Origin of the sequence: Streptomyces zaehneri (assembly GCF_032248645.1) — a bacterium.
Lineage (GTDB): Bacteria > Actinomycetota > Actinomycetes > Streptomycetales > Streptomycetaceae > Streptomyces > Streptomyces coriariae.
In genome coordinates this window covers 245,196-271,605 of sequence record NZ_JASTTJ010000005.1, presented here as the reverse complement: position 1 = coordinate 271,605, position 26,410 = coordinate 245,196, and the positions used below count along the sequence as shown (strand labels likewise).

Sequence of the window (26,410 nt, the reverse complement as noted above, 5' to 3'; positions counted from 1 at the left end):
CGAAGCCGTGAGTGAGCCGCACGACAGCGCCGGCCGTGAGACCGCCACGGAGGACGTCGCCCGGCTGTGGGAACGGGTCGCGACGATGTTCGCGTGGCTGGAGGGACAGCTGGACCGCACCCTGACGCGTCGTCACGGCGTCGGTCTGACCTCGCTGATGGCGCTCGGGGTGCTGGCGTGCGAACACCCCGGATCGGTGACGGTCGGAGACGTCGCCCGGCGGCTGAGCGTCAGCGCTTCGGCGGCGAGCCGGTCACTGACGCAGTTGGAGAGCTCGGGCTGGGCGACCAGGGTGGCCTGGCCCTGCGACCGCAGGATCAGCCGGCTGGCTGCCACCGAGGCGGGCCTGCGCCTGTGGACCCGGGCCGGCCGGACACTCGACCGCGAACTCGACCTGTCCTTCAGGACGCTGAGGTTCGACGAGCGGTACGCGCATGTGGTGGCCCGCTTGTGCCGGGCCGAGGACGACAGGCCCGGCCGGCCGCGCCGCCACGAACCGCCCTGACCGGCCGCCGCGTGCACGACGGTGCCCGCCATGGGCGTATCAGGAGGCGGGCTCCGGCCAGACGGCCATGGCGAACCGGGCCACCTGCCGGAGTTCCGCGGTGCTGGCGCCGTCCCGGGCCTGCTGGGACATGCCCTGGACGACCGCGGCGAAGTACACGGCCAGAGCCCGCGTGTCCGTTCCCTCGGGGAGCGCACCGCCGGCCCTGGCCGTGTTCAGTCGCCCCTCGAAGGACCGCACGTTCGCCACCCGGCGCTCGCGCAGATCCTCCTTGATGTCGGCCGTCTGGGTGGAGTAGTTGGTCGCCGCGGTGATCACCAGGCACCCCGCGGGGTGGTGCGGGTCCGTATAGGACACGGCCGCCTCCTCGAGCATCCTGGCGAACCCCGTGCGCGTGTCGCTCGCGTCGTCGAGCGCCTTGTTCATGAACGCTCCGAACGTGTCGCCGTAGCGGTCGACGACCTCGACGAAGAGCGTGCGCTTGTCCCCGAACGCCGCGTACAGGCTCGGCGGCGAGATCCCCATGGCAGCGGTCAGGTCGGAGACGGACGTGCCCTCGTAGCCGTGCTGCCAGAAGAGCAGCGTGGCCTGGACGAGTGCCGCGTCCCGGTCGAAACTCCGCGGTCGCCCGCGCCTCGTCGTCGTCATGAAGGAATTTTACAACGATCGCTACGGAATTCGTGCTACAGTCAAAACGTAGTCATCGCTACATAAATCCGGGACAGAGAGAAGGTCATGGGCACACTGACGGGCAAGAAGGCGTTGGTGACAGGCGGCAGCCGGGGTATCGGACGCGCGATCGCCGAGCGGCTGGGGCGGGACGGGGCGCTCGTGGCCGTCCATTACGGCCGTAACCAGGAGGCCGCCGAGGAGGTGGTCGCCGCCATTCGCGCGCACGGGGGCGCCGCGTTCGCGGTCCACGCCGAACTGGGTGTCGCCGGGGATGTCGAGACCCTCTGGGCGGCCTACGACCGCCAGGCCCTGGAGCACTCCGACGCCGCCGACCTCGACATCCTGGTCAACAACGCGGGCATCACACCGCGCGGCGAGATCGAGGAGACCACCGTCGAGGCGTTCGACGAGGCCGTCGCGGTCAACATGCGCGCGCCCTTCTTCCTCGCGCAGCAGGGGCTCAAGCGCCTGCGCAACGGCGGCCGGATCATCAACGTCTCCTCCGGGGCGACGCGGATAGCGCTGACCGACATCATCGCCTACGCCATGACCAAGGGGGCCATCGAAGCGTTCACCCTGACCCTCGCCAAGTCGCTCGGCGGTCGCGGCATCACGGTCAACTCGGTCGCCCCCGGCATCATCGACACCGACATCAACGCCTCCTGGCTGCGGGGCAACGAGGCCGCCGAGCGGTCGGCCGCCGAACTGTCCGCCCTCGGCCGCGTGGGACGCCCCGAGGACGTCGCCGACGTGGTCGCCTTCCTCGCCTCCGACGACGGGCGGTGGGTGACCGGCCAGGTCGTCGACGCCACCGGCGGTTCCCAGCTCTGACCCGGTGACCGGCCCACCCGGCCGGCACCGGAGCCATGCACGGGTGTCAACGGGGACACCGCGACATCGCGCACGACAGACACTCTGCACAGGGAGGCCCCATGCATGTCGTCATCGCCTGGTGGGACGGGACACGCGGTGCCACGTCCGGCACCGCCCGGACGGTCAGGTCCGAAGAGACCGGCTTCGGTCCGGGGGCCACGGTCTCGCTCGCCGGCGAATACCCCGGCCTGCGGGACGGTCAGTGGATCGACGACCCGGTGGCGGGCCGGGAGGGGCTGGCGCTGATCTGGGACTGCGCGGACAGCGCCGATCTCTTCCTCCCGATGATCTCCGAGCTGACCTTCGGCTGCGCGCCTTCGCACCGGTGGGCCTTCGAACTGGACGACGCGCCGAGCACACCCGCAGACCCCGGCATGCGCCCGGCCGAACTGGAGCTCCTGCTGCGCGCCTGAACTCCTGAACGCCGCGGTCCCTCGCCTTCCGCGCCCCCGGGCCACCCCCGCCCCGGGGGCGCGGAGCCGTACACGGCCGCGAGCCGCGCCGGGCCGCGCCCTCCCTCTCGTGGCGCACCGCGAGACGTTCGGGGCCTCCTCGCCGGACCGGCCGGCGGACCGGGACGTCCGCCCCAGCGGATACCGGCTCCCGATCCGGGCCCTGGGACACGTGCAGCTCCGCCCGCCACGGCCCGTCCCGCGCGACAGGGTGCCTTCCGCGGCCCGTTCGCCGCGACGGCCGGGCCGGTCATGGCGAATGCCCCCTCAGAGGCTGCGGGCGATGATGTCGCCGTAGGCGGTGGTCGCGTGGATGTTCAGGTCGGCGGCGCCGTCGGTGTTCTTGAGCGCGTTGTCGATCCGGCCGTAGCCGGTGCCGGCGTCCAGAGAGGCGGAGACTCCGCGGGCGGCGCCGACCGAGACCTCGCCGGCGTCGGTGCGCAGCACGACCGTGCCGCGCACCGCCTCGGCGATCCGGATGTCGCCCTTCTTGGTGCCGATCTCCGCGGGGCCGTTGAGCCGGCCGACCGCGACGTCACCGGCGAGCAGGGTGAGGCGGGCGCTCGCGGCCTCGTCGATCTTGATCGCGCCGTGCGAGCCCTCGACGACGACGTCGCCGAGCCGTCCGACGCCCCGGAACTCGGCGCTGGCCGCCTTCGCCTCGACCCTGGAATCGACGGGCAGCTGGATGGTCACCTCGATGGATCCGGAGTCGCCGAGGATCCGGTTCTGCGCCGAGGCCTCGATCCGCAGGACGCCGGCGCCGTATTCGACCCGGGCCTGCTCCGCGGCCTTCACGTCGCGGCCGTTGGAGGCGTCGGCGGGCAGGACCTCGACGGTGGTGTCGGCCCGGTCGGCGGCGATGAACCGGATGCGCCCCGCGGGGATGTCGAGGACGGCGGCGATCGGGGCGGGGGTCTCGAACTTGTGCATCGTGCTCTCCTTCGGTCCGTTGTTTCTTACACCGGAAAAGCTACGTTGCATTCACCGATCCATCAACATCTTCGTTGCACGTGATCAGCATAGTTGCAGTTCAAGGCTTATAAATCGTTGCAATGGTTTGGAATTCAATGCAACGAGAGCAGGTCTTTCGTTGCAATGGATAGAAAGTGAACGCTATGCTGGCGACACCACGGCGCACGAAGGAGATCGCAATGCCGGGAGGCAGACTCACCCAGCAGGAACGCCAGCAGATCTCGCTGGGACTGGCCGACGGCCTCGCCTACGCGGAGATCGCCAGACGTCTCGATCGTCCGACCTCGACGATCACACGTGAGGTGATGCGGAACGGCGGCCCCACCGCCTACCGCGCCGACCTGGCCCACCACGCGACCGAACGCCGCACCCACCGGCGAAGGCAGGCCGCTCCCCGGGGGGCGGCGCCCGCGCCGGCCCACGGACGTGACGCCGAGGCCGTGCGCGAGTACGAGGAGATGTTCACCACCCTCCTCATGGGGCAGGGCCTGCCCAAGATGATGTCCCGGGTGCTGACCTGCCTCTACACGACCGACGCGGGCAGCCTGACCGCGTCCGAGCTCGTCCAGCGCCTCGAGGTCAGCCCGGCGTCCGTCTCCAAAGCGGTCGCGTTCCTCGAGAGCCAGGGCCTCATCGGCCGGGAACGGGACGAAGGCCGCCGCGAGCGCTACCTCGTCGACGACGACGTCTTCTATCAGTCGACGATCGCCAGTGCCCGGTCCAGCGCCCTGCTCGCCGAGGCCGCCCGGCAGGGCGTCGGGGTCCTCGGCTCCGACACCCCGGCCGCCGCCCGCCTCGAGAACATCGCCCGCTTCGTCGACTTCGTCGCCGAAGGCATAACCCGCGCCGCGGAGCAGGCCCGCGAGGTCCTCCACACGAAGGCCAGAGCCCCCTCTGACGGCACCGCCGAGCCGAGTTCGGAACGCGCCTAGCTGGGCGGCCGCCCTGACGGTCAGTGGGCGCGGGCCGAGCCCGGGCGAGGTGCCGCGGCGGTCTTCGTACCGCGGTCAGGACCGCAAGGACACTCGGGTCACAGGGCTGCCGACCGGGCGGCTCAGCCGGTCAGGTGGCGTTCCAGCCAGTCCGCGGCGGTCCGGCGGAACAGCCGCCGGTTGTCCGCGCGCAGGAAGTCGTGCCCCTCGTCCCTCAGCGTGAGCAGTTCGGCCGGGATGCCTCGGTCGCGCGCCGCCCGCACGAACTGCTCGGACTCCCCCGGCGGCACGTTGGTGTCGTGTTCGCCGTGGACGGCGAGCAGGGGGACGCGCAGCGCGTCGATGCGGGTCATCGGCGAGAGCTCCCGCAGCAGTTCGCGGTCGCGCTCGGGGTGGCCGTACTTGTGGGCCGCCGACTCGGCGAGCCAGGGCTCCGTACCGGCGAAGAAGGTGGCGAGGTCCGACATGCCGCAGACGGCGACGCCGGTGCGGAACAGATCCGGGTGCCGTACGAGGGAGGCGAACGTCAGGTAACCGCCGTACGAGCGCCCCATGACCGCCAGCCGGGTCGGGTCGGCGGGGCCCGCGGGCACGGCGTGGGCCGCGCAGTCCGCGACGTCGTCCAGCGCGGCGAAGCGTCCGGCGCCCAGGTCGGCGTCGACGAACGATCTGCCGTGCCCCGATGAGCCTCGGACGTCGGGGGCGAAGACGTCCAGCCCACGCCCGGTCAGCTCGTGGTAGAGCGGGCTGAAGACCGGGCGTTCGTGTTCCTCCGGCCCGCCGTGCAGGTGGATCACGCAGGGCGCCGGGTCACCCGGAGCCCGGCCCGGCGCCCGGTAGTACCAGCCGCTCAGGGGCAGCCCGTCCCGCGCCGTGAGCCGCAGGAGGACGGGGCGTACGGGCCGGCGGCCCGGCGCGGTGGCGTCCCCGTCACGGGAGGACCAGGGCGTACGCATCAGGGACACGCCCTCGGCGGCCCACCACACCCCGGGGCGGCGTTGGGAGCCGGACAGCGCCGGCAGCAGTCCGCGCGGGCCGGCCCTCTCGACGCGGGTGACGACCTCGTGCGGCAGGGGGACGGTCGTCGTGGGCAGCGGGCCGTAGGGGGCCCGCCGCGTCGGAAGGGGTTCGACGAGTTCGAGGCGGCTCTCGCCCCGTTCGTTCCAGGACAGTGCGGCGGTGCGGCCGTCGTGGGAGAACGCCAGGAGGTCGAGGTCGCTGTCCTGCCGTTCCGCCATGACGGACGTGCCGTGCGGTCGGCCGTCGGTGCCGAGGGCGACGGCGAGGAGTGCCGCGTACTCGCGTTCGGCGTCGCTGCGCAGCCACAGCGTCCGCCGGTCGGGGGAGAACCGTCCGATCCACGGATCGCCGTCGGCGACGGGCACGGTGCACGTCGTGGCCGAGTCGGCCGTGCGCCGGACGACGGCCTCCCGCCGTCCTCGCGGCCCCCGGCGCAGCAGCACGAGAGCGCCGTCGCGGCTGATGTCGCACACCCGCAGGGTCGCGGCGTGCGTCTCCGTGGCGAGGAGGACGGCGGACGCCAGACCGTCGGGATCGATCAGGTAGGCCGACAGACCGCCGTCGGGACGGACCGACGGCACCGGGGGCTCCGGGGCGTCGGCCGCTGTCACGGTCCGCCCCGGTCCCGGTGCCGTGTCGTACGGGGTTCCGCCCAGGAGGGTCGCCCGGCCGTCCCGGTCGGCCCAGTTGGCCGGCCGGGCGGCGTCGGCGCGGGTCGGTCCCGCACCGTTGTGGTGCGTGCCGTCGCCCGGCGCGGCGAGCGTGACGGCGACGGCCGAGCCGTCGTGCGCCCAGCAGCCCAGGTGGGCGGTATGGCCCGGGTCGGCCCCGGCCAGCACGCGGCGGCCGGTGCCGTCGGGACGTACGCACAGCACCCTGGTGTGTTCGCCACCGCCCGGTGCGGTGGTGTAGGCGATCCAGCGGCCGTCCGGTGACCAGGAGACCTCCTTGACCGGGTCCGGCAAGGAGTCGAGGAGGTGCACCTCGTCCCCGTCGAGGGGCCCGGCCCACAGCTGGGGGACGCCGCCCCGGTCGCAGATGAAGGCCGCCTCGGAGCCGTCGGGGTGGGCGGAGGGATACCAGCAGCCGTGAGAGCGCAGCCGCGTCACGGCGTCCCGCGGACCGCTCGCCGCGGGCAGGGGGACCTGCGCCGGGGCCGGGGCGGCCGCGAAGGCGGTGCCACGCGCGTCCGCCGTCCGCGTGTCGGGGGGCGCCTGGGCGACCGGGTCGCCGCCCGGGGCCGCCGCCGCGCTCGGCGCGCCACTCACGGGATGCCGTGCGTCTGAAGCCATGTCTCCAGCAACGCTATCTGCCACAGGGCGTTCGCTCCCCGTCTGGTGCGGTGCTCGTCGGGCGCCTCGAGGAGCTGGGACACGTAGGACTCCTGGAAGAGGCCGCGGCGCCTCGCCTCGGGTGCCTCGAGCGCTTCGCGTACCCGCTTCAGGACGGGGCCCGCCATGTGCCTGATCGCCGGGACCGGGAAGTAGCCCTTGGGTCGGTCGACGATGTCACGGGGCAGCAGCTGACGGCCGGCCGCCTTCAGGACGCCCTTGCCGCCGTCGGCCAGCTTGAGTTCCGGCGGGCAGGCCGCGGCCAGCTCGACCAGCTCGTGGTCGAGGAACGGCACCCGGGCCTCCAGCCCCCAGGCCATGGTCATGTTGTCGACCCGCTTGACCGGGTCGTCGACCAGCATCACGTGCGTGTCCAGGCGCAGGGCCGCGTCCAGGGCCGTCTCGGCTCCGGGGACCGCCATGTGCTCCCGGACGAAACGGCCCGAGACGTCGTCGCCGGGCAGCATGCCGGGTTCCAGGATCCGCTCGAGATCGGCGTGCGGGCGGTCGAAGTACGTGTCGGCGTAGCGCCCGGCCGCGTCCGCGCGGGCGGCTTCGGCGAGCCGCGGGTACCAGTGGTAGCCGGCGAGCACCTCGTCGGCGCCCTGCCCGCTCTGCACGACCTTCACCTCCTTGGACACCTGCTCGGACAGCAGATAGAACGCGACCACGTCATGGCTGGTCATCGGCTCGCTCATGGCCGCGACGGCACCGTCCAGGGCCGTCGAGACCCGGTCGGAGGGAACCATCAGCCGACGGTGGTCGGTGCCGAACTCCCGGGCCACCAGGTCCGAGTACCGGAACTCGTCGCCCTCCTCACCGCCCTCCGACTCGAACCCCACGCTGAACGTCATCAGGTCCCGCTGTCCCGCCTGGGCCAGCAGCGCGACGATCAGGCTGGAGTCCAGGCCGCCGGAGAGCAGGACGCCGACCTGGACGTCGGAGACCATCCGTCGCCGTACGGCCGTACGCAGCGCCTCCAGCATCGCGTCGCGCCAGTCGTGCGCGCCCATCGCCGCGTACTCGGCCCGGCGCGTGTAGGACGGCTGCCAGTAGCGGTGGTCGTGATGGGTGCCGTCCGGTTCGACGACCCGGACGGTGGCCGGCGGGAGCTTGCGCACCCCGCCGAGGACGGTCCGGGGGGCGGCGACCGTGGCGTGCCAGCTCAGGTACTGGTGGACGGCGACCGGATCGAGTGAGGTGTCCACCCCGCCGGCGGCGAGAAGGGCGGGCAGGGAGGACGCGAACCGCAGCCGCCCCGGCGTCCGTGCCAGGTACAGGGGCTTGATCCCGAGCCGGTCGCGCCCCAGCACCACGCGTCCGGACCGGTGCTCGACGAGGGCGAAGGCGAACATGCCGTAGAAGCGCTCCACGCAGGCGGTGCCCCACTGCCGGTAGGCCTTCAGCACCACCTCGGTGTCGGATGTCGTGGTGAACCGGTGTCCCAGGCTCCGCAGCTGCTCGCGCAGCTCCCGGTAGTTGTACACACAGCCGTTGAAGACTCCGGTGAGCCCGGCGCGGGTGTCGGTCATCGGCTGCGCCGCGAGGTCCGACAGGTCGATGATCTTCAGTCGCCGGTGCCCGAGCGCCACCGCGCCTCTCGTCCAGATTCCCCGGCCGTCGGGACCACGGGCGGCGAGCCGCTCGCTCATGCGCTCGACGGCCGCGAGATCGGGTCGGTGACCGTCGAAGCGGATCTCCCCGCTCAGACCGCACATGATGTGCCGCCTCCGTTTCGTTGGGCGTGGGCCGACCGCCGGTACGTGTGTACCGGGCGGTCGGCGCAGGGGAATGGTTCGTCCGTGGCCATGGCGACTCACCTGCGGGTCAGCGGGCGCGCGAACCGTTGGGAGGGGTCTGTCACACCGGTGGCGGGCGAAGGGTTCCCGCGGCGGGCGGCCGCCCTGTTGGGGGAGCGTTCGCCGCGGGTCTCGGCGATCAGCATGTCGACACAGGCCAGCAGATCCTCTTCCTCCGCGACACGGCGCATGCGGCGCGCCGCACTCCCGTCGGCGAGGGCCTCCTCCGCCAACGAGCGGACGGTCTCCCAGTCGCCGTCCGCCTCCAGGGCGGGGCGCAGCCGGGCGAGCAGGGTGCGCACGACCTCCCCGGCGGGCGCCTCCTGGTGGGTCCCGGGATCCACCAGACCTCCTTCGAGCCCGGACCGGGCCGCCCGCCAGGAGGCGCCGCGCAGCCACTCGTGCCGGCCTTCGCAGCCGGGACCACCGCCCGCCCCGAGCCGCTCGCGGGCCTCGGCGACCAGCGCGCGGAACAGCCCGGCGACGAGCACGACGGTCTCGGCGCGCGGACAGGAATCGCAGATGCGCAGTTCCAGCGTCTGGAGGTGCGAGGAGGGGCGTACGTCGTAATAGATCATCCCCGCGTCGCTGATGATCCCGGACCCGACGAGGTCGCGCACCGTCGCGTCGTACTCGTCCGCGCTCGCGAAGCAGCCGACCGGGCCCGCGGTGGGCCAGCGCTGCCAGAGCATGGTGCGCCAGCTCGCGTACCCGGTGTCGGCTCCCTGCCAGAACGGCGAACTGGCGGAGAGCGCGAGCAGCACGGGCAGCCAGCCGGAGACCTCGCACATCACCCGCACCGCCGTGTCGCGGTCGGGAACGTCCACATGGACCTGGGCACCGCAGATGAGCTGCTCGTCGGCGACGGTGCGGTAGTCCTCGACCATGCGGCGATAGCGCGCGCCGGCGGTGGGGTGCGCGGCCGCCGCCGCCGCGAGTGGCGCGGCGCCGGCGGCCACCGCCGCGAGGCCCAGCGAAGAGGCGGCCGCGTCGAGCTGCCGTCTCGTCGATGCGAGGTCGGCGTACAGATCGTCGAGGGACGTGTGCACCTCGCTGTTCGACTCCACGCTGGACTGGTGCAGCTCGGTGGTGAAGGTACGCCCAGGGAGGCGTCGCAGGAGCGAATTGGCGCGCGGCACGAGCAGCCCGCTCTCCACCTCCAGGACGTGGAACTCCTCCTCCACTCCGATACGAACGCTCACGGTCACTCCTCGGGGTGATGCGGAGCGGCTGTTCGCCGCAGGCGAAGGGTCCCTCACCGGCGCGCACTGCGGCAGGTGAGGGGCTCCGAGTCACCAGAACGCCAATTTATAAGCACACATTGCATATGCGACTTGTGCAAATATCGAATGAACGGGCACACGACTGGTGACAGCCGGGGTCCGGCCGCGCCCGGCACCGCCGACTGTGCCGCCGCGAAGGCTTGCCGGAGTCGAATCCACCTGGCCCACCTCGCCCGCCTCGCCCACCTCCGCGTTCTCGGCGAAACGGACCGTCTCGCCCAGCTCGGCGACCGCTACGGCGACCGCAGCGTCCCGGGGCCGTCGTCCCCCGACGATTCCGCCCCTTTCGCCCGGCCGGGCGGTGAGAGACACGCGGTCGCGCACGCGTCGCCCACGCGCGCCGAACCGGGCAGCTCGAGAGTCCGGCGCAGGTGGCCGGACCCGCCCGGCGCGAGGACGGACAGGCGGCCGTTGCCGACCGGCACTGTCCCGTCGGCGGCCGCAGGAGCACGGACTTCTCGGGAGCGGGACCCACGCGGCCTGCCGGGAGTTCGCCGCGGTGCGAGACTGCGGTGTTCCCGCCCGTTCGACCAGGTCCGTCGCCGCTCCGCGTAGGCTTCGCTCAGCACGGACGCGGCGGGGGGCGAGGCACATGACGGCTCGGACGGCACAGAGGTGGGGTTCGACCCTCGATTCGGTGGTGGTCTACGCCCAGGGCGCGGTCTGCCGCCGCCTGGCCTCGGGCAGCGTGCCGCCGGACGGCCGGGTGCGGGTGACAGGACTGCCCCGCTCACTGGACCCCGGATCCCTGCGGGCCCGTGTCACCGGCACCACCGGGGTACGCGTCACCGAGGCCCGGGTGGAGGTCGAGGCCGAGCCGCTCGCCGCGACCGCCCCCGAATCCCTGCGGCGCGAGGTGGAGCGGCTGCTCGACGAGCGCGCGGCGGCGCAGGGGCGCCGGGACCGGCAGCTGATCCTGATCGAGGAGGTCAAGGGGCTCCGGCCGATCCCGCCGGCCCGCAGGCGCGATGACCCGCACCGCCGCACCCCGGTCGACGCGTGGCTGGAGCTCGCCGAGTTCGTCGACGAGCGGCTGGCCGGCCTGCACACCCGTCTCGTCGAACTGGAGGAGGCGCTGGCCCACGCCGACCACGCCCACTGCGTGGCCGCCGACCGGCTCGCCCGCGCCTCCACCGACGCGCCGGCGACGCACGTGGAGACCACCGTCTCGGCGGTTCTGACCCTCGACGGCAGCGGTGACGCGGAAGTGGAACTGGAGTACGGCGTGCCGGGCGCGGTCTGGGTGCCGACCTACCGTCTCACCTACCGTCAGGACGACAGCAGCGGCCGTCTGGTGCTGCGCGCCTCGGTCGCCCAGCGCACCGGCGAGGACTGGACCGGTGTGCGCATCGCCCTGGCCACCGCCGACCTACGGCGCCGTACCGACCTGCCCAGGCTCCGCTCCCTGCGGATCGGACGCCGTCAGCCCGCGCCTCCGCCATCGGGCTGGCGTGAGCCTCCGACGGGCCTGGCCGACCTGTTCGCCGGGTACGACGTGGCACCCCTGCGGCCGGCCAGGACCGCCACTCACCCCACTCCCGGGGGCGGCCGCCTCGCCGTGGCCGCGTCGGTCGGCTCCGCCCCAGGTCCGATTCCCCCCATGCCGGCGGCACCGCAGGGGTACGGCGAGTCACTCGCCGCGGCCCCGCCCGCCTACGGCGCACCGCCCCCTGTGCCTCCACCGGGCAGCGCGGGCAGCGCATACCCGCAGCCCTTCGGCGCCGGGTCGAACGAGTCCGCGCAGCCGGTCCCGGCGCGACCGGGCGGCAGGCCGCGAGCCCGCAGCATGCCCCTCGCGGCGCCCGCCGCCATGGCTTCCCCGACTGCCCCCGCACGGGCGGCGGCGCCACCCCCGGGACCCGCGGCCCCCGGCGGCGCCGCAGCGCCGCGGCCTGCCGCGCCGGCGGCCGGCCCACCCCGGCCGAGCGGCGCCGAACTCGACTACACCGCGCTCGTGTTGTGCGGCCCCGACGAGCAGGGCGATCGACGGGGCCGGCTGTTTCCGGACTCCCCCTTCGACCCGGTGGCGGCCGAGTACCGCCGCCGCGCCGAGGCGGTGACGGCACTGCCGCTGCCCGGACACGCCGTGCGGCCCCGCGAGTCGGCAGGCTCCTTCGACCACCGCTTCGACGCGGTGGCCCGCGCCGACATCCCCTCGGACGGCACCTGGCACACCGTCACCGTCGGCGAGATCCCGATCGGTCTGCGCACCGAGTACCTCTGTGTGCCGTCCGTGGAACAGACCGTCTACGCGACGCTGGTGCTCTCCAACTCCACCGACCAGGCGCTGCTGGCCGGCCCGGTGGAGGTCACCGCAGGCGACGACTTCCTGCTGACCACCGCGCTGCCCACGCTCGCCCCGGGCGGTGAGTGCCGGGTGGGGCTCGGTCCGGCCCAGGGCGTCCGGGTCACCCGCCGTACGAACCTGCACGAGTCGACCTCGGGGCTGCGCGGCAGCACCACGGTGCTCGACCACCGCGTCCACGTGGAGCTGGCCAACCAGCTCGGCGAGCCCGTCACCGTCGAGGTCCGCGAGCGGGTCCCGGTCACCTCCGACGCGGACATCCGGATCGAGGAACGGGCCGACTGGACGACGCCCCGGGACGGCGCGGGCCTCGAGCAGCACGCACCCGGCACCCGCGTCTGGCGGGTGGACCTGCCCGCCGGCGCCACCACCGCCCTCGACGGCGGCTACGAGATCCGTATCGCGTCCGCCAAGACGCTGGCCGGCGGCAACCGCAGGAGCTGACACACCCCATGTCCATGGCACCGGAGCCGATTCCCCTCCCCGTCACCGCCGTCACCTGTCTGGAGGACCGCGCCCACATCGAGCGCACCACCGTGCTCGACCTGGAGGCGGGAGTCCAACGGCTGCGTCTCGGGCCGGTCAGCGCGCTGGCCGTCGACCGTACGCTCCACGCCGAGCTGACCGCCGAACACCCGGCGACCGTGCTCGATGTGCGGATCGTCCGCGACTGGACGCCGCGCGGACCGCGTCCCGCCGACGACGACTCCGCCCTGCGTCACCGCGTGCACACGCTCGAAGAGGAACTGCTCGTCCTCGGGCGTCGGCGCGACCGGCTGCACGCCCGCGTCGACGCGCTGGGCCGCCTCGCCGCCGATCTGCTGCGGGAGATCGGCGAAGGCGCCGGCTCCGGAGAGTCCGAAGGGCTCCGCTGGACCCGCGAACTGAACCGGGTGGACGACGAACGCGACGCCCGCGGCGAGCAACTGCGCGCCGTGGAAGCCCGGTCGGCGGTGCTCGGTCTTGAACTCGCCGAGGCCCGGCGGGTCATGGACCTCGCCGAGGAACAACCCGCCGAACTGGCCGGCCACATCGAACTGACCGTCGACGCCACGGCCGCAGGACCGGCCGGCCTGCGCATCAGCCACCTCACCCCGTGTGCGCTGTGGCGGCCCGCCTACCGGGCGGTACTCGACGGCGACTCCCTCACGCTGGAGACCGACGCCATGGTCTGGCAGCGCACCGGCGAGGACTGGTCCGACGTACGGCTGACGCTGTCGACGGCACGCTCCGCCCAGTCCACCGAGCCACCCCGGCTGGACGAGGACCGCCTCACGCTCCAGGACCGCACCTCCGCGGAGCGCCGCACCGTCGACGTCGAACTGCGCGAGGAGGAGATCGCGGACCTCGGTCCGGCACCGGTGCTCGGCCTGCCGGGAGTGGACGACGGCGACGAGGTACGGGTGCTCAACTCCCCCGCGCCGGTCTCCGTGCCCGCGGACGGCCGCGCCCACCGGGTGCCGCTCTCCTCCTTCGCCACGACCGCGCGCATCGAGTACGCCTGCACACCCGAGCTGTCCCCGCTGGTCACCCAGGTGGCGCGGTTCGACAACCGGTCCGGCCACGCACTGCTCGCCGGACCCGTCGACCTGATCCGCGGCAGCGGATTCACCGGCCGGGGCACCCTGGACTTCACCGCTCCGCACGCCCCCGTCGAACTCGCCTACGGCAGCCGCGACGACCACCGAGTCGTCCGGCACACGGAGGAGACCCGCGACACCGCCACGCTCACCCAGCGGACCGTGGTCACCCGTACCGTCCGCTTCCACGTGTCCCGGTTCTCCTCCCCCGGCGAACACGGTGAACGGGTCATCGTCCTGCGCGAACGGATCCCGGTCTCCGAGGTCTCGGCGGTGGAGGTACGGCTGCGCAAGGAGGCCTGCTCTCCCGCCCCCGACACGGTCGACGCCGATGGCATCGCCTGCTGGAGCCTGGCCCTGCCACCCGGCGGCCGACGCACCGTCACCCTCGTCTACGAGCTGTCGGCAAGCGCGAAGGTCGCCGGGCTGTAGGGCGCCGGACTGCCGGGCCGGACCACGGGCCGGCGGACTGTCGGGCGCCGTCCAGCGTGGACACCACGCGCACGGCGCCCGCCCCAGGGCGGTTTCTTTTGGATCGGGTCGGATCAGGGCGCGGTGTCCGGTGCGGTGCACCGCAAAGGCGGAGCATGATCCGCGTACCGGGTGTACGCGGGTCCAGCGGCAACGCCGCGAGGTGCCGTGCCGGGCGCCGCGGACCCGGGCTGATCCAAAAGAAGCGTCCCTAGAGCAGGCGCAGGACGCCGACGACCTTGCCGAGGATCTGTGCCTGGTCGCCGCGGATCGGCGCGTAGGCCGGGTTGCGGGGCATCAGCCACACCTGCCCGTCCTGCCGGCGCAGCACCTTGACGGTGGCCTCGTCGTCCAGGAGCGCGGCGACGACGTCCCCGTGATCGGCGCTGTCCTGGCGGCGCACGGTCACGATGTCGCCGTCGCAGATCGCCGCGTCGATCATGGAGTCGCCGGAGACCGTCAGGGCGAACAGGTCGCCGTCGCCGACGACTTGGCGGGGCAGTGCGTAGACGTCCTCGACCATCTCCTCGGCGAGCAGCGGGGCGCCGGCGGCGATCCGCCCGACGAGCGGCACGTCCACCCGCATCTCGCTCCTGCCGCCCAGGTCGGGCGCCCACGAGGGCCGGACCCGGTACGCGCGGGGGCGCTGCGGATCCCGGTAGAGCACGCCCTTGCGTTCGAGGGCCATCAGCTGATGAGCGACCGAGGACGTGCTGGCGAGCTCCACGGCCTGGCCGATCTCCCGCATCGACGGCGGGTAGCCCTGCCGTTCGACCGACTCCGTGATGTAGCGGACGATGGCCGACTGGCGGTTCGTCAGCTCTCCTTCTGCGGTCCGGGGCCCCGGGGGACGCCCCCGGCGGGCGGACGCGGTGTTCTCCATCCGGGGCACCTCCGTGCAAGATCGTTCGGAATGACCCTAACCTGTCATCCCCCATAAATGGAACACCTTATCGAATCCTGCCGGCTCGGGGGCCCGTGATCCGGGTCTCGGTGGCGCCGTACAGGGCCGTTCGGTCGGCGGCTCCATCCTGGGGCCGGCCCGGTCCGCGCCCGAGGCGCTGCGCGCCCTCGCCGAGCGCGCCCTCCGCACGGTCTCCGACGGCGCCGTGAGCCTCCCGATAGCCGCGGAGTTCCCGCTCGCGGACGCGGCCGAGGCGCACCGGCTGATGGGCGGGCGCACATCGACGGGGAAGCCGCCGCGGACGGCCGACCGAGCGGCTGCTCCTGAGGCCGACATGACATAGCGGTGGTCATGACGCTTGACCGAACGACTCGTTGGATCTTCAAGGATGTGAGGACGATCGGGAGCGGCCAGGAACCGAGCTGATGCGGCACGCGTCTCCCGCACCATGATTTCTGACGAGCACCAAGACCACGCGAGCCCCACCGGGCCCACCTCGCCGTCCACGGTGACTGTGGATCCGCCGAAGGTCAACGACTACAACAGCTTCGCCGAGGCGTACACGGCCGAAAACGAAACCAACCTCATCAATGCCTACTACGAGCGGCCCGCGATGCTGGCCCTCGCCGGAGACGTGGCCGGCCGACGGATCCTCGACGCAGGCTGCGGCTCCGGGCCGCTGTTCGCGGCGCTGCGCGACCGTGGCGCCATCGTGAGCGGCTTCGACGCGAGCGCCGCAATGCTGGAGCTGGCCCGGCGGCGGCTCGGTGACGGCGCGGACCTGGAGGTGGCCGACCTGGGCAGCCGGCTTCCCTACCCCGACGACACGTTCGACGACGTCGTCGCGTCCCTGGTGCTGCACTACCTGGAGGACTGGGGGCCGGCGCTGGCCGAGCTGCGACGCGTACTCAAGCCCGGCGGTCGGCTGATCGCGTCCGTCGACCATCCCTTTGCCATCGACCTCATGCACCGCCAGGCCGGCCGCGAGGCCGAGTACAGGTATTTCGACACCACCAACTGGACCGAAGAATGGACCATGGGCGGACAGAGCGCCCTGATGAGTCTCTGGCACAGGCCGCTGCACGCGATGACCGAGGCCTTCACCGCGGCAGGCTTCCGGATAACAGTCATCAGCGAGCCAGAGCCTGATCCAGCCGCCCGCGAGCTGTTCCCCGAAGCCGTCGCGGCCAAGCCGCGCTTCCTGTGCTTCCTGTTCTTCGTCCTGCAGACCGACCGGCGCACGACGCACCACGAACAGGCCAACGACCCGACCGCTTAGCGGACTCGGGGCTAGGAACGGATGACCGTGCGGGCTTGCTCGATCCATCCCGACACGGCCTTGGCGCCGCAGCTCTCGGCGACCGACTGCGCCTCGTCCAGGTGGCGGAACGCCGCCGATGGGTCGCCGGTTTCGGCCGCGAGGTAGGCCAGTGCCACCAGGCCGGCCGCCTCGCCGGGCCTGAAGCCGATCTGCCGGCGCAGAGTCACCGATTCGGTCAGCCGCTCGCGGGCCTGATCGAAGCGGCCCGCGTCCTTGTCGGCGAAGCCGAGATGACGAATCGCATAGGACATCGTCATCCGGTCGTCGACGGATTTCGCCAGCTCGTAGGACCGTTCGAAGTACGGCCTGCCGGTGGCCCCGTCACCCTTGACCACCTGGTGCCAGCAGCCCACCCAGAACAACGCGTCCGCCTCACCTGAGGCGTCCCCCAGACGCTCGTACAACTCGGCCGCACGCTCGAACAGCACCAGTTCCCGGCCGTTCTCTTCACGGTCGTTGAGGAAGCGAACGTGAAGCACCTTGCCCCGCGCCATGGAAAGCGACGCCTCGGCCGCGTCCAGCACGTCATCGGACCGGTCCAGCGCGGACATGTCCCCGCCGAACATCGCCGCTTCGAACAGCTCTCCCGCACGTTTCGTCCAGTCCTGACCCTGCATACCCCTATCCCCTCCCCGTCGGACGATGGCAGCGCCGAGGCTATCTCCCGCGCTCCCGGCGGCAGGCGGGAATTCCTGGACGGCGGCTCTCGAACACCCCGGTCGCCCGCGCGCTCGGAGCGCCGACGCCCTCGCCCACAGCCACTCCCAGGGCCTGATCCACCACGACATCAAACCGTCCAACGTCATGCTGACGTCCGAAGGCGGCATCAAAGTCCTGGACTTCGGGATCGCCAAGGTCGTGGCGGAGACCACCACCCGCCTCACCGCGACGGGCATGACGGTCGGCACCCCCGCCTACCTCTCCCCCGAGCAGCTCACGGGCCGGCCGGTGGACGGCCGCTCCGACCAGTACTCCACGGGCTGCCTGCTCTACGAACTGCTCACCGGGCGCCCCCCGTTCCTCGGCGACTCCCCCTTCGCGGTGATGCACCAGCACATCAGCCAGGAGCCGGTCGCGCCTTCCCGGCTGCGCCCGCAGATCCCGGCCGTGGTGGACGACCTCGTGCTCCGGACCCTGGCGAAGGACCGTGAGCAGCGGCTCGGCAGCGCGGCGGAGCTGCGGGACGCGTTGGCGGCGACCCTCACCGCGCTCGGCTCCCCCGCGGCCGCTCCGAAGCCGCGGACCGCCGCCCCGGCCCCGGGCGCGCCGCCCGCGCCCGCCGTGCCGCCCGCGCGCACGAAGGCCGACACCAAGGCGGGGCCCGGGCACACGGCGCCGGCGCAACAGGAGACCCGTACCGCGCTGACGCCGCCCAGGCCCGCCGTCCCGCCTCCCGGTGGGCCGGTAGACCCGGTCGTGGCCGGCGCCGCGGACGGTGGCTCCCGGACGCCGTACACCGCGCCGCCGAGCGGCGGCGGTCGGTCGTCCTCGCCCGGCGAGCGGCGGTTCACGATCACCACCGGCAGGATCGTCGCCCTGCTGGGCATCGTCGTCTCCGGCGTCGTCACCATCGGTTACCAGGACGCGTACGCGGACGCGTCCGACGAGCTCGTCGGTGTGTGGGTGGCCGCCGTCGTACTCGGGCTCGCCCTGTTCCGCTGGCTTCCCGTCACCTCGACCCTGCTGTGGTGGGGGGCCGGAGCCCTGGTGATGGCGAGCGTCGCGGTCGGCGGCGGGGTCGACGACCACGACTACACCTCGGTCACGGAATCCGACTTCAGCACCCTCTACTACTACGACACCTCCTACGGCGCGTACCACGAGCTGCCGGCCGACTCCTCCGGCTACCGGCCCTTCGAGGACGACTACAGCGGCGGGTACGATCCCGCGCAGGCCGACGTCAGCCAGGACTACACCGCGCACGACAACATCGAGATCCTCGCCATGCCGGCGCTCGCCCTCGCCGCGCTCTGTCTCGTCCGCGCGTTGAGCCGGCGGCGTCCCTCGCCGCTCGCGGCGGCGGCCGGCCTGACCCTGGGCGGCCTGGGAGTCGGCTGGCTGGCCCTCGGTTCGGACGAGCAGACCGGGATGTTCTCGCTGGGCTGGGGCGTGATCGTCATCGTCGCCGTCGTCCAGGAGATCCGGGCCCGCAGGAGCGCCCCGCCTCGTGTCCGGCGCCGTCTGCGGTTCGTGACGGCCGAATAACGGGCCGCGGCCGCCTGCGGGGCCCGGGGAGCCGCGTCCGCGTCCCGCTCGGCGGTCTCCCGCTGCCGATGCGCCGCCTCACGACGCCGGTGTCACCCGGTCGTCCGGGGCGAACTTCGCGATCGCCGCCGGGGTGACCGGGGTGAAGAAGTTGACGAGGTTGCCGTCGGGGTCGCGGAACAGCAGCGACCGGTTGCCCCAGGGCATGGTGGTGGGCTCGTTGACGAAGTCGGTCACGAAGCCGGTCAGGCTGCCGTGCACGCGGTCCACGTCGTCGACGAGGAACTCGAGGATCACGCTGTGGTTGTCGGCGGGACGGGACGAGCCCGGCGCGAACAGCGGGACCGTACGGGTGCCGGCGATGGCGAGCGTGGCGCTGGGCGTCCTGAGTTCGGCGAAGTCCTCGGTGAACCACGTCGCCGGCACCGCGGTTGCCTTCTCGTAGAACGCGACGAGGCGTGCGACGTCGCCGGTGATGATCCGGATCGAGACGAAGTCCATGGTGTTCTCCTTGCTTCTGAAGCCGTTGCGCCTCGCACGCTAGAACGAATAGTGGACAGAATCGGTCCACTATGCGCGCTAGGGTCGAATCATGTCCCGACCCACCGGCCGCGTCCTCACCCTCCTGGAACTGCTCCAGTCGGGCGGCACCCGGACCATGCGCGAACTCGCCGACCGGCTCGGCGTGGACGGACGCACCGTGCGGCGGTACGTGGACCAGCTGATCGACCTCGACGTCCCCGTCGAGTCGGTGCGCGGCCGCTACGGCGGCTACCGCCTCGCACCCGGCTACCGCCTGCCTCCGCTCATGCTCGGCGACGACGAGGCGATCGCCGTACTGCTCGGCCTGGTCGCCGGCCGCCGAGCGGGGCTGACGACGGCGACAGCCACCGCGAGCGAGACGGCGGCGGCCAAGATCCGGCGTGTGCTGCCCGAGCGCCTCGCCCGCCGGCTCGACACGGTCCTGGCATCCCTCGCCTTCACGGAACCTCCCGGCGGGTTCGCCGCCCCCGACGCCGGGGTGCTGCTCACCCTCGCCGACGCGGTACATCACCGCCGACCGGTCTCGGTCAGGTACACCGACCGCGGCGGCCGGCGCAGCGACCGCACGCTGCACCCGTACGGGGTGGTGGCGCACGAGGGCAGGTGGTACGTCACCGGCACGGACCCCGGGATCGGTGAGGAGCGCACCCTCCGACTCGACCGCCTCACCGACGCGCGGACCCTGCCCGGGTCGTTCGAGGAACCCGCCGGACCGGACCCGGCGCAGCGTGTCCTGTCCGGGTTCGCCACGGCGGCGTACCGGCACGAGGTGACCCTGCGGATCCACGGGACGGTCGAGCAGGTCCGCGCCCGGCTTCCCGCGAGCGTCGCGCGTGTGTCGGATCCCGCCTCCGCGGCGGGCGCGGATCCGGCGACCGAGCGCTGGCTGCTCGTCGAACTGCGCGCCGAGCGACTCGACTGGCTGCCGCCGGTACTCGCCTGCCTCGACCGGCCGTTCACCATCGAGCGCCCCGACGAACTGCGCGACCTCGTGATCGCGCTCGCGGACCGCCTCGCGACCCACGCCCGGGGGACGGCGTCCCGCTGACGTGCGCCGTAAAGCTGGGCGGTGCGGACTCGTCGGTGTGATCCGTTCAGTCCCGCTCCAGCAGAACCGGAACGCGCATGCACTCCCCGTCCGCCGACCCGGCCGACGGCTCCGACGCCCTGTTCGGGCTCGACGCCAGCGGCCCCGAGCTCCCTGTGCGCACCGGCCGGCCGTCCTTCCGTGACTCCGACGCCGCGCGGCGACTGCTGCCCGTACGGGAGATCCACGCCGAACCCGCGGCCGCCGCCTCCCCGCGCGGGCGGCAGATCATCGCCCGGCTTCCCCGCGCGCGGCTGGTCGAGGTCGAGTCCCACTGGGGCGTCCCGGGGCTGCAAGGCAACGAAGGCAACGTCGCGCGCTGGGTGCGTGTCAAGGGCGAGACGCTCGTCCTCGGCGAGCGGAAGTCACCGAGGACGCGTGCCAACGGCCGGTGCGCCGACCGGATCGCACCGGGCGCCTCCAACGGCTGCGCGATGGCCTGCGCCTACTGCTACGTCCCGCGCCGCAAGGGGTAGGCCAACCCGGTCACCGTCTTCACCGACAGCTCGAAAGCCGCCGCGGCGCACCCCTCGGCCGCCGCTCGACAGCCACCCGGTGTCCCACTTCCGGCGCGACGACCTGACCGGCAGCATCACCGTCGGCAAGGCCGCCGACCTGGTCGTCCTCGACCGGGACCCGTTCACCGGCCCGCCCGAGCAGATCGCGGCCACCCGGGTCCTCCAGACCTTCGTGGCGGGGGAACGCGTCCACACGGCGCCGGACGCCTGACGCCTGACGCCGGACGCCGGACCAGGCACCCGTACGCGTTCACCTGTGGGCGCTCACCCGTATTCCGCGGCCGCGTCCAGCAGCCAGTTCGTCAGGTGGTCGGCGAAGGACGAGCGCACCAGCACCCAGAAGCCCGCCCGGGGCTCGTCGCGGGCCACCAGGACGACCTGGGTGCGGGCCAGCGTCGTCTGGGCGCACCGGCCGGGGCCGAAGGCGCGCGGGTGCAGATCCAGCCGGCAGCCGTGGGACAGCAGGTCACGCGCGCGCGGTCCGCCGACCAGGACGGTGGTGCGCTGGGCGGACACGTCGGTGACGGAGACGGGCGCGTCCCCGGCCGCCGAGCGGATCCGGCCCTCCAGGTCCCGCAGGGTGCCGGGCAGGCCCACCACCAGCCACTCGTCGGGTCCGAGCCATACCGCGCGCAGGTCCCCTCCGCGCACGGCGGTGTCGGGTTCCAGGGGCAGTTGAAGCCCCAGGGCGAGTCCGACGGCGTCCGCCGCCGGGCTCTTGGCGTCGAGGCGGACGTTCAGCTGGGCCAGGAAGGGGACTTCGGCCAGGCGGACGGCGCCCCCTGACGAGCGCGTCGCGGCGGCGAGGCGGTCGGCGGCATGCGCCAGGGGGCTGCGCTGCCGTGCGGTCGAAGCGGTGTCAGCCATCGCGGCGGGCTCCCTCGGGGTCGTAGAGGACGGGGCTTGCGACCGTCACCGGCACCAGCCGGTCGCCCACGGGCGCGTAGAGACGTTCGCCGATACGGTTCCGGCCGCCCTTGACCAGGGCGAGCGCGAAGGTACGGCCGAGGGCGGCGCTGCGGTAGCTGGAGGTGACATGGCCGAGCATCGGGACGGGCGGCGCGGGCAGCACACCGTCGGCGACCAGGTGGGTGCCCTCGGGCAGGAAGGTCCCCGGGTCCTCGGGGAGCAGGCCCACCAGGTGCTTGCGGTCGGCGCGGACGGTGTCGGCGCGGGCGTACGAGCGTTTGCCGATGAAGTCGGGCTTCTTCTTCGACACCGCCCAGCCCATCCCGAGGTCCTGCGGGGTGACGGTGCCGTCGCTGTCCTGGCCGATGATCGGGTAGCCCTTCTCGGCCCGCAGGACGTGCATGGTCTCCGTGCCGTAGGGCGTGATGCCGTACGGGGCGCCCGCCTCGTACAGCGCCTCCCACAGGGCGAGGGCCTCCCACGGTGACACGTTGATCTCGTAGGCGAGTTCACCGGAGAAGCTGATCCGGCACACCCTCGCGTCGATGCCCGCGACCGTCGTGTCCCGCCATGCCATGAACGGGAAGTCGTCGTTGGCGACGGCCAGCCGGGGCGCGAGCGAGCCGAGCACCTCGCGCGAACGCGGGCCGACCAGGGCGACGGTGGCCCACTGCTCGGTGACAGAGGTGCAGTGGACGCGGAGTTCGGGCCACTCGGTCTGGAGCCACTCCTCCATCCAGTCCAGTACGGCGGCCGCGTTGCCCGTGGTGGTGGTGACCAGGAAGCGGTCCAGGGCGAGGCGGATGACCGTTCCGTCGTCGAAGATCATGCCGTCCAGGCGGCACATGACCCCGTAGCGGATCATGCCGACCTTCAGGGTGCTCATCACGTTGGTGTAGAGCCGGTCGAGGAAGACGGCGGCGTCCGGGCCCTGTACGTCGATCTTGCCGAGGGTCGAGGCGTCCATGAAGGCGACGCCCTCCCGTGCGGCCGCGCACTCGCGCAGCACGGCCGCCTGCATGTCCTCGCCGTCGCGCGGGTAGTACCAGGGCCGCTTCCACTGGCCGACGTTCTCGAAGAGGGCGCCGTGCGCGACATGCCACGCGTGGACGGCGGTCGTGCGGATCGGGTCGGACAGCGCGCCGCGGTCGCGGCCGGCGAGCGCGGCGAAGGACACGGGGACGTACGGCGGCCGGAACGTGGGCAGGCCGAGCGCCGAGATGTCCACGCCGAGGAGTTCGGCGACGATCCCGCTCGCCAGCGCCCCGCCCGTCTTGCCCTGGTCGTTGGCGGTGCCGGCCGTGGTGTAGCGCTTGGTGTGCTCCACCGAGCGCAGGCCCGCCCCGGTCGCCCGCGCCAGGTCGTCGACCGTGACATCGCGTTGGAGGTCGACGAACCGGGGCGCTCCGGTGGAGGTCGGGACGGCGAACACCCGCATGGGCGGGGTGTGCGGCGCGGCGGCGACGGCCGGGAGGGCGGGCGCCTCGGCGGGGTGGCCCTCCGCCTCGACCGCGCGGGCGCCGGCCGCCGCGCCCTGCGCGAGGGCCGTGGCGAGATCGAAGACCCCGTTCGCACCGCCCACGACCTCCACGGCCTGACGGCAGGTGTCGGGAACGAACGTGCCGAGCATGTCGTCGTGGCGGAGCTTGCCGCCCGCCTGGCTGAACAGATGCGCGACGGGGTTCCAGCCACCGGACACCAGGAGCAGGTCGGCGGCGAACTCCTCCTGTCGCGGATCGACTTGCTGTTGCGGATCGACTTCCTGTCCGGGCGCGGCTTGCTGTTCGGGCGCGGCTCGCTGGTCGGGCGCCCCCCGCTGTTCCGCTGACTCGCCGTACGGGGCGACCGTGACGGCGGTGAGGCGGGTACCGCCCCGGGTGTCCGTGACCGCGTGTCCGGCCAGCACCACCAGCCCGGCGGACCGGGCGCGCTCGGCCCACTCCCCCGGCTCGGACCGGGTGTCGACGATCGCCGCGACGTCCACTCCCGCCGCCGCGAGGTCGAGCGCGGCGGCGTAGGCGCTGTCGTTGGTGGTGAACACCACCGCTCGCCGGCCGGGCAGTACCGCGTACCGGTGGAGGTACGTCCGGGCCGAGGCGGCCAGCATCACGCCGGGGCGGTCGTTGTCACCGAACGCCAGCGAGCGCTCGTGGGCGCCGGTCGCGAGGACCACGCGCCGGGCGCGGATCCGCCAGACCCGCTCGCGGGAGACCTGCTCCGGGGCCTCGGCGCCGAGGTGGTTGGTGCGGCGCTCGACGGCGAGGAGGTGGTTGTCGTCGTAGTGGCCGAAGACGGTGGTGCGCGGCAGGACGCGTACCTCGGGGGCGGCTTCGAGCTGGGCGCGCGTCGCCTCCACCCAGTCGAGGTGGTCGCCGGTGCCGAGCAGGCTGCCGCCGGGTTCCGGCTGGTCGTCGGCGAGGATGACGCGGGCGCCGCTCCGTGCTGCGGCCGCCGCGGCCGCGAGGCCTGCCGGACCCGCGCCGACGACCAGCAGGTCGCAGTGGGCGTGCACGGCGTCGTAGCGGGCGGTGTCCGGTGCGGTGGCCAGGCGGCCCTGACCGGGGAGGCTGGTCGCGACGAGGCCGTCGTACAGCTCGACCGTCGTCGCGGGGAGCATCGGCTCGGGGAAGGGTTCCTCGATCTGGATGACGGCGTTGGGTTCCTCCACGCCGGCGGAGAAGATGCCGCGGGGGCGGCCGAGTCTGATGCTGGTCGCGGTCGCGATGACGCCGTTGGCGAGGAGCGCGGAGGCGAGGGTGTCACCTCGGCAGCCCTGGTACTCGGTGCCGTCGAAGGTGAAGGTGAGGGGTTGGTCGCGGTGGACGCGGCCACCGGTGGCCAGGCGGTGCGGTTGGCTCGCCGACCGTGCCGGGGGCACCGCCCCCCGGCCCCCGTTCGGCCCTGAAGGGGCCTCGTCCTCGAACGCAGGACGGGCTGGGACGGCCGGACCCGGCTCCGAAGCGGCCGGACGGGCTGAGGCAGCGGGCCCGGTGGCCGGACGGGCCGAGACAGTCGGCCGGGGCTGCAGGGTGGCCGGGCGTTCCTCACCCGGCCGGTACACCGCCAGGACCTCGTTCGTCGAGGTGTCGCGTACGGCGTTGAACCACTTGCGGCAGCCCGCCGCGTGGCTCCAGCGTTCGGCGAACGGGCCCTTGGGGTTGTCGCGGAAGAAGAGGTAGCGCGCCCACTCCTCGTCGGTGAGGGCGGCGGAGTCCTCGGGGTAGGGCACGTGTGCCTGGCCGCCGTAGTGGAACTCGGCCTCGTCGCGGGGCCCGCACCACGGGCAGGAAATGAGCAGCATCGTTCGGCTCCCTAGTGGGCCACCGCGGCCGCGCCGTGCTCGTCGACGAGCGCGCCGGTGGTGAAACGTTCGAGCGAGAAGGGGGCGTTGAGGGGGTGGGGGGTGTCGTGGGCGATGGTGTGGGCGTAGACCCAGCCGACGCCCGGGGTGGCCTTGAAACCGCCTGTGCCCCAGCCGCAGTTGAGGTAGAGGTTGTCGACCGGGCTGAGGCCGACGATCGGCGAGGCGTCCGGGCTGACGTCGACGATGCCGCCCCAGGTGCGCAGCACGTGGGCGCGGGCGAAGACCGGGAAGAGTTCCAGGGCGGCGGACATCTGCTCTTCGATGATGTGGAAGGCGCCGCGCTGGGTGTAGGAGTTGTACGCGTCGATGCCGGCGCCCATCACCAGCTCGCCCTTGTGTGCCTGGCTGACGTACACGTGGACGGCGTTGGACATGACCACCGTGGGGTGGACCGGCTCCAGGAGCTCGGAGACCAGGGCCTGCAACGGGTGGCTCTGGATGGGGAGTTCGATGCCGGCCATGGCGGCGAGGACCGAGGTGTGGCCGGCCGAGCACAGGGCCACCTTGCCCGCGGCGATGGGTCCGCGCGTGGTCTGTACGCCGACCACCCGGCCGCCGGCCACGTCCAGGCCGGTGACCTCGCAGTTCTGGATGATGTCGATGCCGGCGGCGTCCGCGGAGCGGGCGAATCCCCAGGCGACGTAGTCGTGTTTGGCGATGCCGGCGCGCGGCTGGTAGGTGCCGCCGAGGACAGGGTAGCGCACGTCGGGTGAGATGTTGACGATCGGGCAGACCTCTTGGACCTGCTCGGCGTCGAGCCACTCGGCGTCGACGCCGTTGAGCCGGTTGGCCTCGACCCGGCGCACGCTGTCACGGACGTCCTGGAGGCTGTGGGCGAGGTTCAGCACGCCGCGCTGGGAGAAGAGGATCGGGTAGTCGAGCTCTTCCGCCAGTCCTTCCCACAGCTTGAGGGCGTGCTCGTAGATGCCCGCGCTCTCGTCCCACAGGTAGTTGGAGCGGATGATCGTGGTGTTGCGGGCCATGTTGCCGCCGCCCAGCCAGCCCTTCTCCAGGACGGCGACACTGGTGATGCCGTGGTTCCTCGCCAGGTAGTGGGCGGTGGCCAGGCCGTGCCCGCCGCCGCCCACGACGATCACGTCGTACGACCGCCTCGGCTCGGGGTTGCGCCAGAGCCGGTCGGGGTGGTCGGGGAGGTCGGCGCCGGGGGTGCTGGGGCTCATCGGACAGCTCCGTCGTGCGGGGGCGGATAGAGCGGGTGCTCGGCCGCGAGGGCCTCGGTGCGGGCGCGCGGTGCGGCCATGTCCGGCGCGGGCCGGAGGACCGGCGCGATGACGTCGGCGAGTTCGTGGCGGATGCCGGCGGCGGTCGCCCCGCCGTCAAGCACATGTGCGGTCATGGAC

General features: G+C 72.9%; 21 protein-coding genes and 3 pseudogenes. 12 read left to right on the top strand and 12 right to left on the bottom strand.

Features of this window, described 5'->3' with window-relative positions:
* Positions 1–7 precede the first annotated feature (7 nt).
* A complete protein-coding gene (locus QQM72_RS11390) occupies positions 8–505 on the top strand; it encodes a MarR family transcriptional regulator (protein WP_314220712.1) in 498 nt (165 codons plus the stop codon).
* A 39-nt stretch (positions 506–544) separates the two neighbouring features.
* Here QQM72_RS11390 and QQM72_RS11385 read toward each other — a convergent pair whose 3' ends face one another.
* Positions 545–1,153, bottom strand: coding sequence for a TetR/AcrR family transcriptional regulator (locus QQM72_RS11385; RefSeq protein ID WP_314220711.1), 609 nt, complete (start codon positions 1,151–1,153; stop codon positions 545–547).
* A gap of 87 nt (positions 1,154–1,240) precedes the next feature.
* Here QQM72_RS11385 and QQM72_RS11380 point away from each other — a divergent pair, with 87 nt between their 5' ends.
* Complete coding sequence (locus QQM72_RS11380) at positions 1,241–2,008, top strand: SDR family oxidoreductase (protein WP_314220710.1); 768 nt, start codon at positions 1,241–1,243, stop codon at positions 2,006–2,008.
* Between the two features lie 101 nt (positions 2,009–2,109).
* Positions 2,110–2,463: a hypothetical protein gene (locus QQM72_RS11375; RefSeq protein WP_314220709.1), complete on the top strand. Its 354-nt coding sequence runs from the start codon at positions 2,110–2,112 to the stop codon at positions 2,461–2,463.
* Between the two features lie 306 nt (positions 2,464–2,769).
* Here the strand turns inward: QQM72_RS11375 and QQM72_RS11370 are convergent, their stop codons facing one another.
* A complete protein-coding gene (locus QQM72_RS11370) occupies positions 2,770–3,435 on the bottom strand; it encodes a DUF4097 family beta strand repeat-containing protein (protein ID WP_314220708.1) in 666 nt (221 codons plus the stop codon).
* A gap of 221 nt (positions 3,436–3,656) precedes the next feature.
* On the opposite strand from QQM72_RS11370, the gene QQM72_RS11365 reads away from it, so the two are divergent.
* A complete protein-coding gene (locus QQM72_RS11365; RefSeq protein WP_314220707.1) occupies positions 3,657–4,409 on the top strand; it encodes a helix-turn-helix domain-containing protein in 753 nt (250 codons plus the stop codon).
* Between the two features lie 122 nt (positions 4,410–4,531).
* Here QQM72_RS11365 and QQM72_RS11360 read toward each other — a convergent pair whose 3' ends face one another.
* The 3 genes from QQM72_RS11360 to QQM72_RS11350 all read right to left on the bottom strand — a co-directional run bounded on the left by QQM72_RS11360 (position 4,532) and on the right by QQM72_RS11350 (position 9,761).
* Positions 4,532–6,721 carry a S9 family peptidase gene (locus tag QQM72_RS11360; RefSeq protein WP_314220706.1) on the bottom strand — a complete coding sequence of 730 codons (2,190 nt, stop codon included), beginning with the start codon at positions 6,719–6,721 and terminating at the stop codon, positions 4,532–4,534.
* Positions 6,694–8,478, bottom strand: coding sequence for an N-acetylglutaminylglutamine amidotransferase (locus tag QQM72_RS11355; RefSeq protein ID WP_314220705.1), 1,785 nt, complete (start codon positions 8,476–8,478; stop codon positions 6,694–6,696). The genes QQM72_RS11360 and QQM72_RS11355 overlap by 28 nt, the downstream gene beginning before the upstream one ends.
* A gap of 98 nt (positions 8,479–8,576) precedes the next feature.
* A complete protein-coding gene (locus QQM72_RS11350) occupies positions 8,577–9,761 on the bottom strand; it encodes a carboxylate-amine ligase (protein ID WP_314220704.1) in 1,185 nt (394 codons plus the stop codon).
* 673 nt (positions 9,762–10,434) lie between these two features.
* Here QQM72_RS11350 and QQM72_RS11345 point away from each other — a divergent pair.
* Positions 10,435–12,591: a DUF4139 domain-containing protein gene (locus tag QQM72_RS11345; RefSeq protein WP_314220703.1), complete on the top strand. Its 2,157-nt coding sequence runs from the start codon at positions 10,435–10,437 to the stop codon at positions 12,589–12,591.
* Positions 12,592–12,599: 8 nt separating this feature from the next.
* The gene (locus QQM72_RS11340) at positions 12,600–14,159 is read left to right on the top strand and encodes a DUF4139 domain-containing protein (RefSeq protein ID WP_314220702.1); all 1,560 of its coding nucleotides are present in this window, start codon (positions 12,600–12,602) and stop codon (positions 14,157–14,159) included.
* Between the two features lie 250 nt (positions 14,160–14,409).
* On the opposite strand, the gene lexA is transcribed toward QQM72_RS11340, so the two are convergent.
* Positions 14,410–15,081 carry a transcriptional repressor LexA gene (lexA, locus tag QQM72_RS11335; protein ID WP_314220701.1) on the bottom strand — a complete coding sequence of 224 codons (672 nt, stop codon included), beginning with the start codon at positions 15,079–15,081 and terminating at the stop codon, positions 14,410–14,412.
* 121 nt (positions 15,082–15,202) lie between these two features.
* Here lexA and QQM72_RS11330 point away from each other — a divergent pair.
* Positions 15,203–15,445: pseudogene (locus QQM72_RS11330) on the top strand (zinc-binding dehydrogenase); the annotation flags it as partial.
* 105 nt (positions 15,446–15,550) lie between these two features.
* Positions 15,551–16,381: a class I SAM-dependent methyltransferase gene (locus QQM72_RS11325; protein WP_314220700.1), complete on the top strand. Its 831-nt coding sequence runs from the start codon at positions 15,551–15,553 to the stop codon at positions 16,379–16,381.
* Positions 16,382–16,392: 11 nt separating this feature from the next.
* Here the strand turns inward: QQM72_RS11325 and QQM72_RS11320 are convergent, their stop codons facing one another.
* Complete coding sequence (locus QQM72_RS11320; protein WP_314220699.1) at positions 16,393–17,040, bottom strand: tetratricopeptide repeat protein; 648 nt, start codon at positions 17,038–17,040, stop codon at positions 16,393–16,395.
* 25 nt (positions 17,041–17,065) lie between these two features.
* On the opposite strand from QQM72_RS11320, the gene QQM72_RS11315 reads away from it, so the two are divergent.
* Entirely contained in the window at positions 17,066–18,628 is a 1,563-nt protein-coding gene (locus QQM72_RS11315) for a protein kinase domain-containing protein (protein ID WP_314220698.1), read from the top strand.
* A 78-nt stretch (positions 18,629–18,706) separates the two neighbouring features.
* Here QQM72_RS11315 and QQM72_RS11310 read toward each other — a convergent pair whose 3' ends face one another.
* Positions 18,707–19,129, bottom strand: a complete 423-nt coding sequence (locus tag QQM72_RS11310; RefSeq protein WP_314220697.1) for a VOC family protein — start codon at positions 19,127–19,129, stop codon at positions 18,707–18,709.
* A gap of 91 nt (positions 19,130–19,220) precedes the next feature.
* On the opposite strand from QQM72_RS11310, the gene QQM72_RS11305 reads away from it, so the two are divergent.
* The 3 genes and pseudogenes from QQM72_RS11305 to QQM72_RS11295 form a co-directional block, all read left to right on the top strand.
* The gene (locus tag QQM72_RS11305; RefSeq protein WP_314220696.1) at positions 19,221–20,219 is read left to right on the top strand and encodes a helix-turn-helix transcriptional regulator; all 999 of its coding nucleotides are present in this window, start codon (positions 19,221–19,223) and stop codon (positions 20,217–20,219) included.
* Positions 20,220–20,296: 77 nt separating this feature from the next.
* A pseudogene (locus tag QQM72_RS11300) lies at positions 20,297–20,812 on the top strand (spore photoproduct lyase family protein); the annotation flags it as partial.
* A 19-nt stretch (positions 20,813–20,831) separates the two neighbouring features.
* Positions 20,832–20,987, top strand: a pseudogene (locus QQM72_RS11295) (amidohydrolase family protein); the annotation flags it as partial.
* Positions 20,988–21,040: 53 nt separating this feature from the next.
* On the opposite strand, the gene QQM72_RS11290 reads toward QQM72_RS11295, so the two are convergent.
* The 4 genes from QQM72_RS11290 to QQM72_RS11275 are packed head-to-tail and all read right to left on the bottom strand — an operon-like array spanning position 21,041 to position 26,406.
* A complete protein-coding gene (locus QQM72_RS11290) occupies positions 21,041–21,643 on the bottom strand; it encodes a sarcosine oxidase subunit gamma (RefSeq protein WP_314220695.1) in 603 nt (200 codons plus the stop codon).
* A complete protein-coding gene (locus tag QQM72_RS11285) occupies positions 21,636–24,986 on the bottom strand; it encodes a sarcosine oxidase subunit delta family protein (protein ID WP_314220694.1) in 3,351 nt (1,116 codons plus the stop codon). Before QQM72_RS11285 ends, QQM72_RS11290 begins: the two co-directional genes overlap by 8 nt.
* A gap of 11 nt (positions 24,987–24,997) precedes the next feature.
* A complete protein-coding gene (locus tag QQM72_RS11280) occupies positions 24,998–26,230 on the bottom strand; it encodes a sarcosine oxidase subunit beta family protein (RefSeq protein ID WP_314220693.1) in 1,233 nt (410 codons plus the stop codon).
* Entirely contained in the window at positions 26,227–26,406 is a 180-nt protein-coding gene (locus QQM72_RS11275) for a hypothetical protein (RefSeq protein ID WP_314220815.1), read from the bottom strand. The genes QQM72_RS11280 and QQM72_RS11275 overlap by 4 nt, the downstream gene beginning before the upstream one ends.
* Between the last annotated feature and the right edge of the window lie 4 nt (positions 26,407–26,410).

Excerpts from the sequence above, each read along its gene's own strand:
- QQM72_RS11320 (WP_314220699.1), bottom strand. The coding sequence starts at position 17,040 with ATGCAGGGTCAGGACTGGACGAAACGTGCGGGAGAGCTGTTCGAAGCG.
- QQM72_RS11365 (WP_314220707.1), top strand. The coding sequence starts at position 3,657 with ATGCCGGGAGGCAGACTCACCCAGCAGGAACGCCAGCAGATCTCGCTG.
- QQM72_RS11315 (WP_314220698.1), top strand. The coding sequence starts at position 17,066 with ATGGCAGCGCCGAGGCTATCTCCCGCGCTCCCGGCGGCAGGCGGGAAT.
- QQM72_RS11345 (WP_314220703.1), top strand. The coding sequence starts at position 10,435 with ATGACGGCTCGGACGGCACAGAGGTGGGGTTCGACCCTCGATTCGGTG.
- QQM72_RS11355 (WP_314220705.1), bottom strand. The coding sequence starts at position 8,478 with ATGTGCGGTCTGAGCGGGGAGATCCGCTTCGACGGTCACCGACCCGAT.
- QQM72_RS11290 (WP_314220695.1), bottom strand. The coding sequence starts at position 21,643 with ATGGCTGACACCGCTTCGACCGCACGGCAGCGCAGCCCCCTGGCGCAT.
- QQM72_RS11385 (WP_314220711.1), bottom strand. The coding sequence starts at position 1,153 with ATGACGACGACGAGGCGCGGGCGACCGCGGAGTTTCGACCGGGACGCG.
- QQM72_RS11285 (WP_314220694.1), bottom strand. The coding sequence starts at position 24,986 with ATGCTGCTCATTTCCTGCCCGTGGTGCGGGCCCCGCGACGAGGCCGAG.
- QQM72_RS11340 (WP_314220702.1), top strand. The coding sequence starts at position 12,600 with ATGTCCATGGCACCGGAGCCGATTCCCCTCCCCGTCACCGCCGTCACC.
- QQM72_RS11275 (WP_314220815.1), bottom strand. The coding sequence starts at position 26,406 with ATGACCGCACATGTGCTTGACGGCGGGGCGACCGCCGCCGGCATCCGC.
- QQM72_RS11325 (WP_314220700.1), top strand. The coding sequence starts at position 15,551 with ATGATTTCTGACGAGCACCAAGACCACGCGAGCCCCACCGGGCCCACC.
- QQM72_RS11380 (WP_314220710.1), top strand. The coding sequence starts at position 1,241 with ATGGGCACACTGACGGGCAAGAAGGCGTTGGTGACAGGCGGCAGCCGG.
- QQM72_RS11280 (WP_314220693.1), bottom strand. The coding sequence starts at position 26,230 with ATGAGCCCCAGCACCCCCGGCGCCGACCTCCCCGACCACCCCGACCGG.
- QQM72_RS11305 (WP_314220696.1), top strand. The coding sequence starts at position 19,221 with ATGTCCCGACCCACCGGCCGCGTCCTCACCCTCCTGGAACTGCTCCAG.
- lexA (WP_314220701.1), bottom strand. The coding sequence starts at position 15,081 with ATGGAGAACACCGCGTCCGCCCGCCGGGGGCGTCCCCCGGGGCCCCGG.
- QQM72_RS11360 (WP_314220706.1), bottom strand. The coding sequence starts at position 6,721 with ATGGCTTCAGACGCACGGCATCCCGTGAGTGGCGCGCCGAGCGCGGCG.
- QQM72_RS11310 (WP_314220697.1), bottom strand. The coding sequence starts at position 19,129 with ATGGACTTCGTCTCGATCCGGATCATCACCGGCGACGTCGCACGCCTC.
- QQM72_RS11370 (WP_314220708.1), bottom strand. The coding sequence starts at position 3,435 with ATGCACAAGTTCGAGACCCCCGCCCCGATCGCCGCCGTCCTCGACATC.
- QQM72_RS11375 (WP_314220709.1), top strand. The coding sequence starts at position 2,110 with ATGCATGTCGTCATCGCCTGGTGGGACGGGACACGCGGTGCCACGTCC.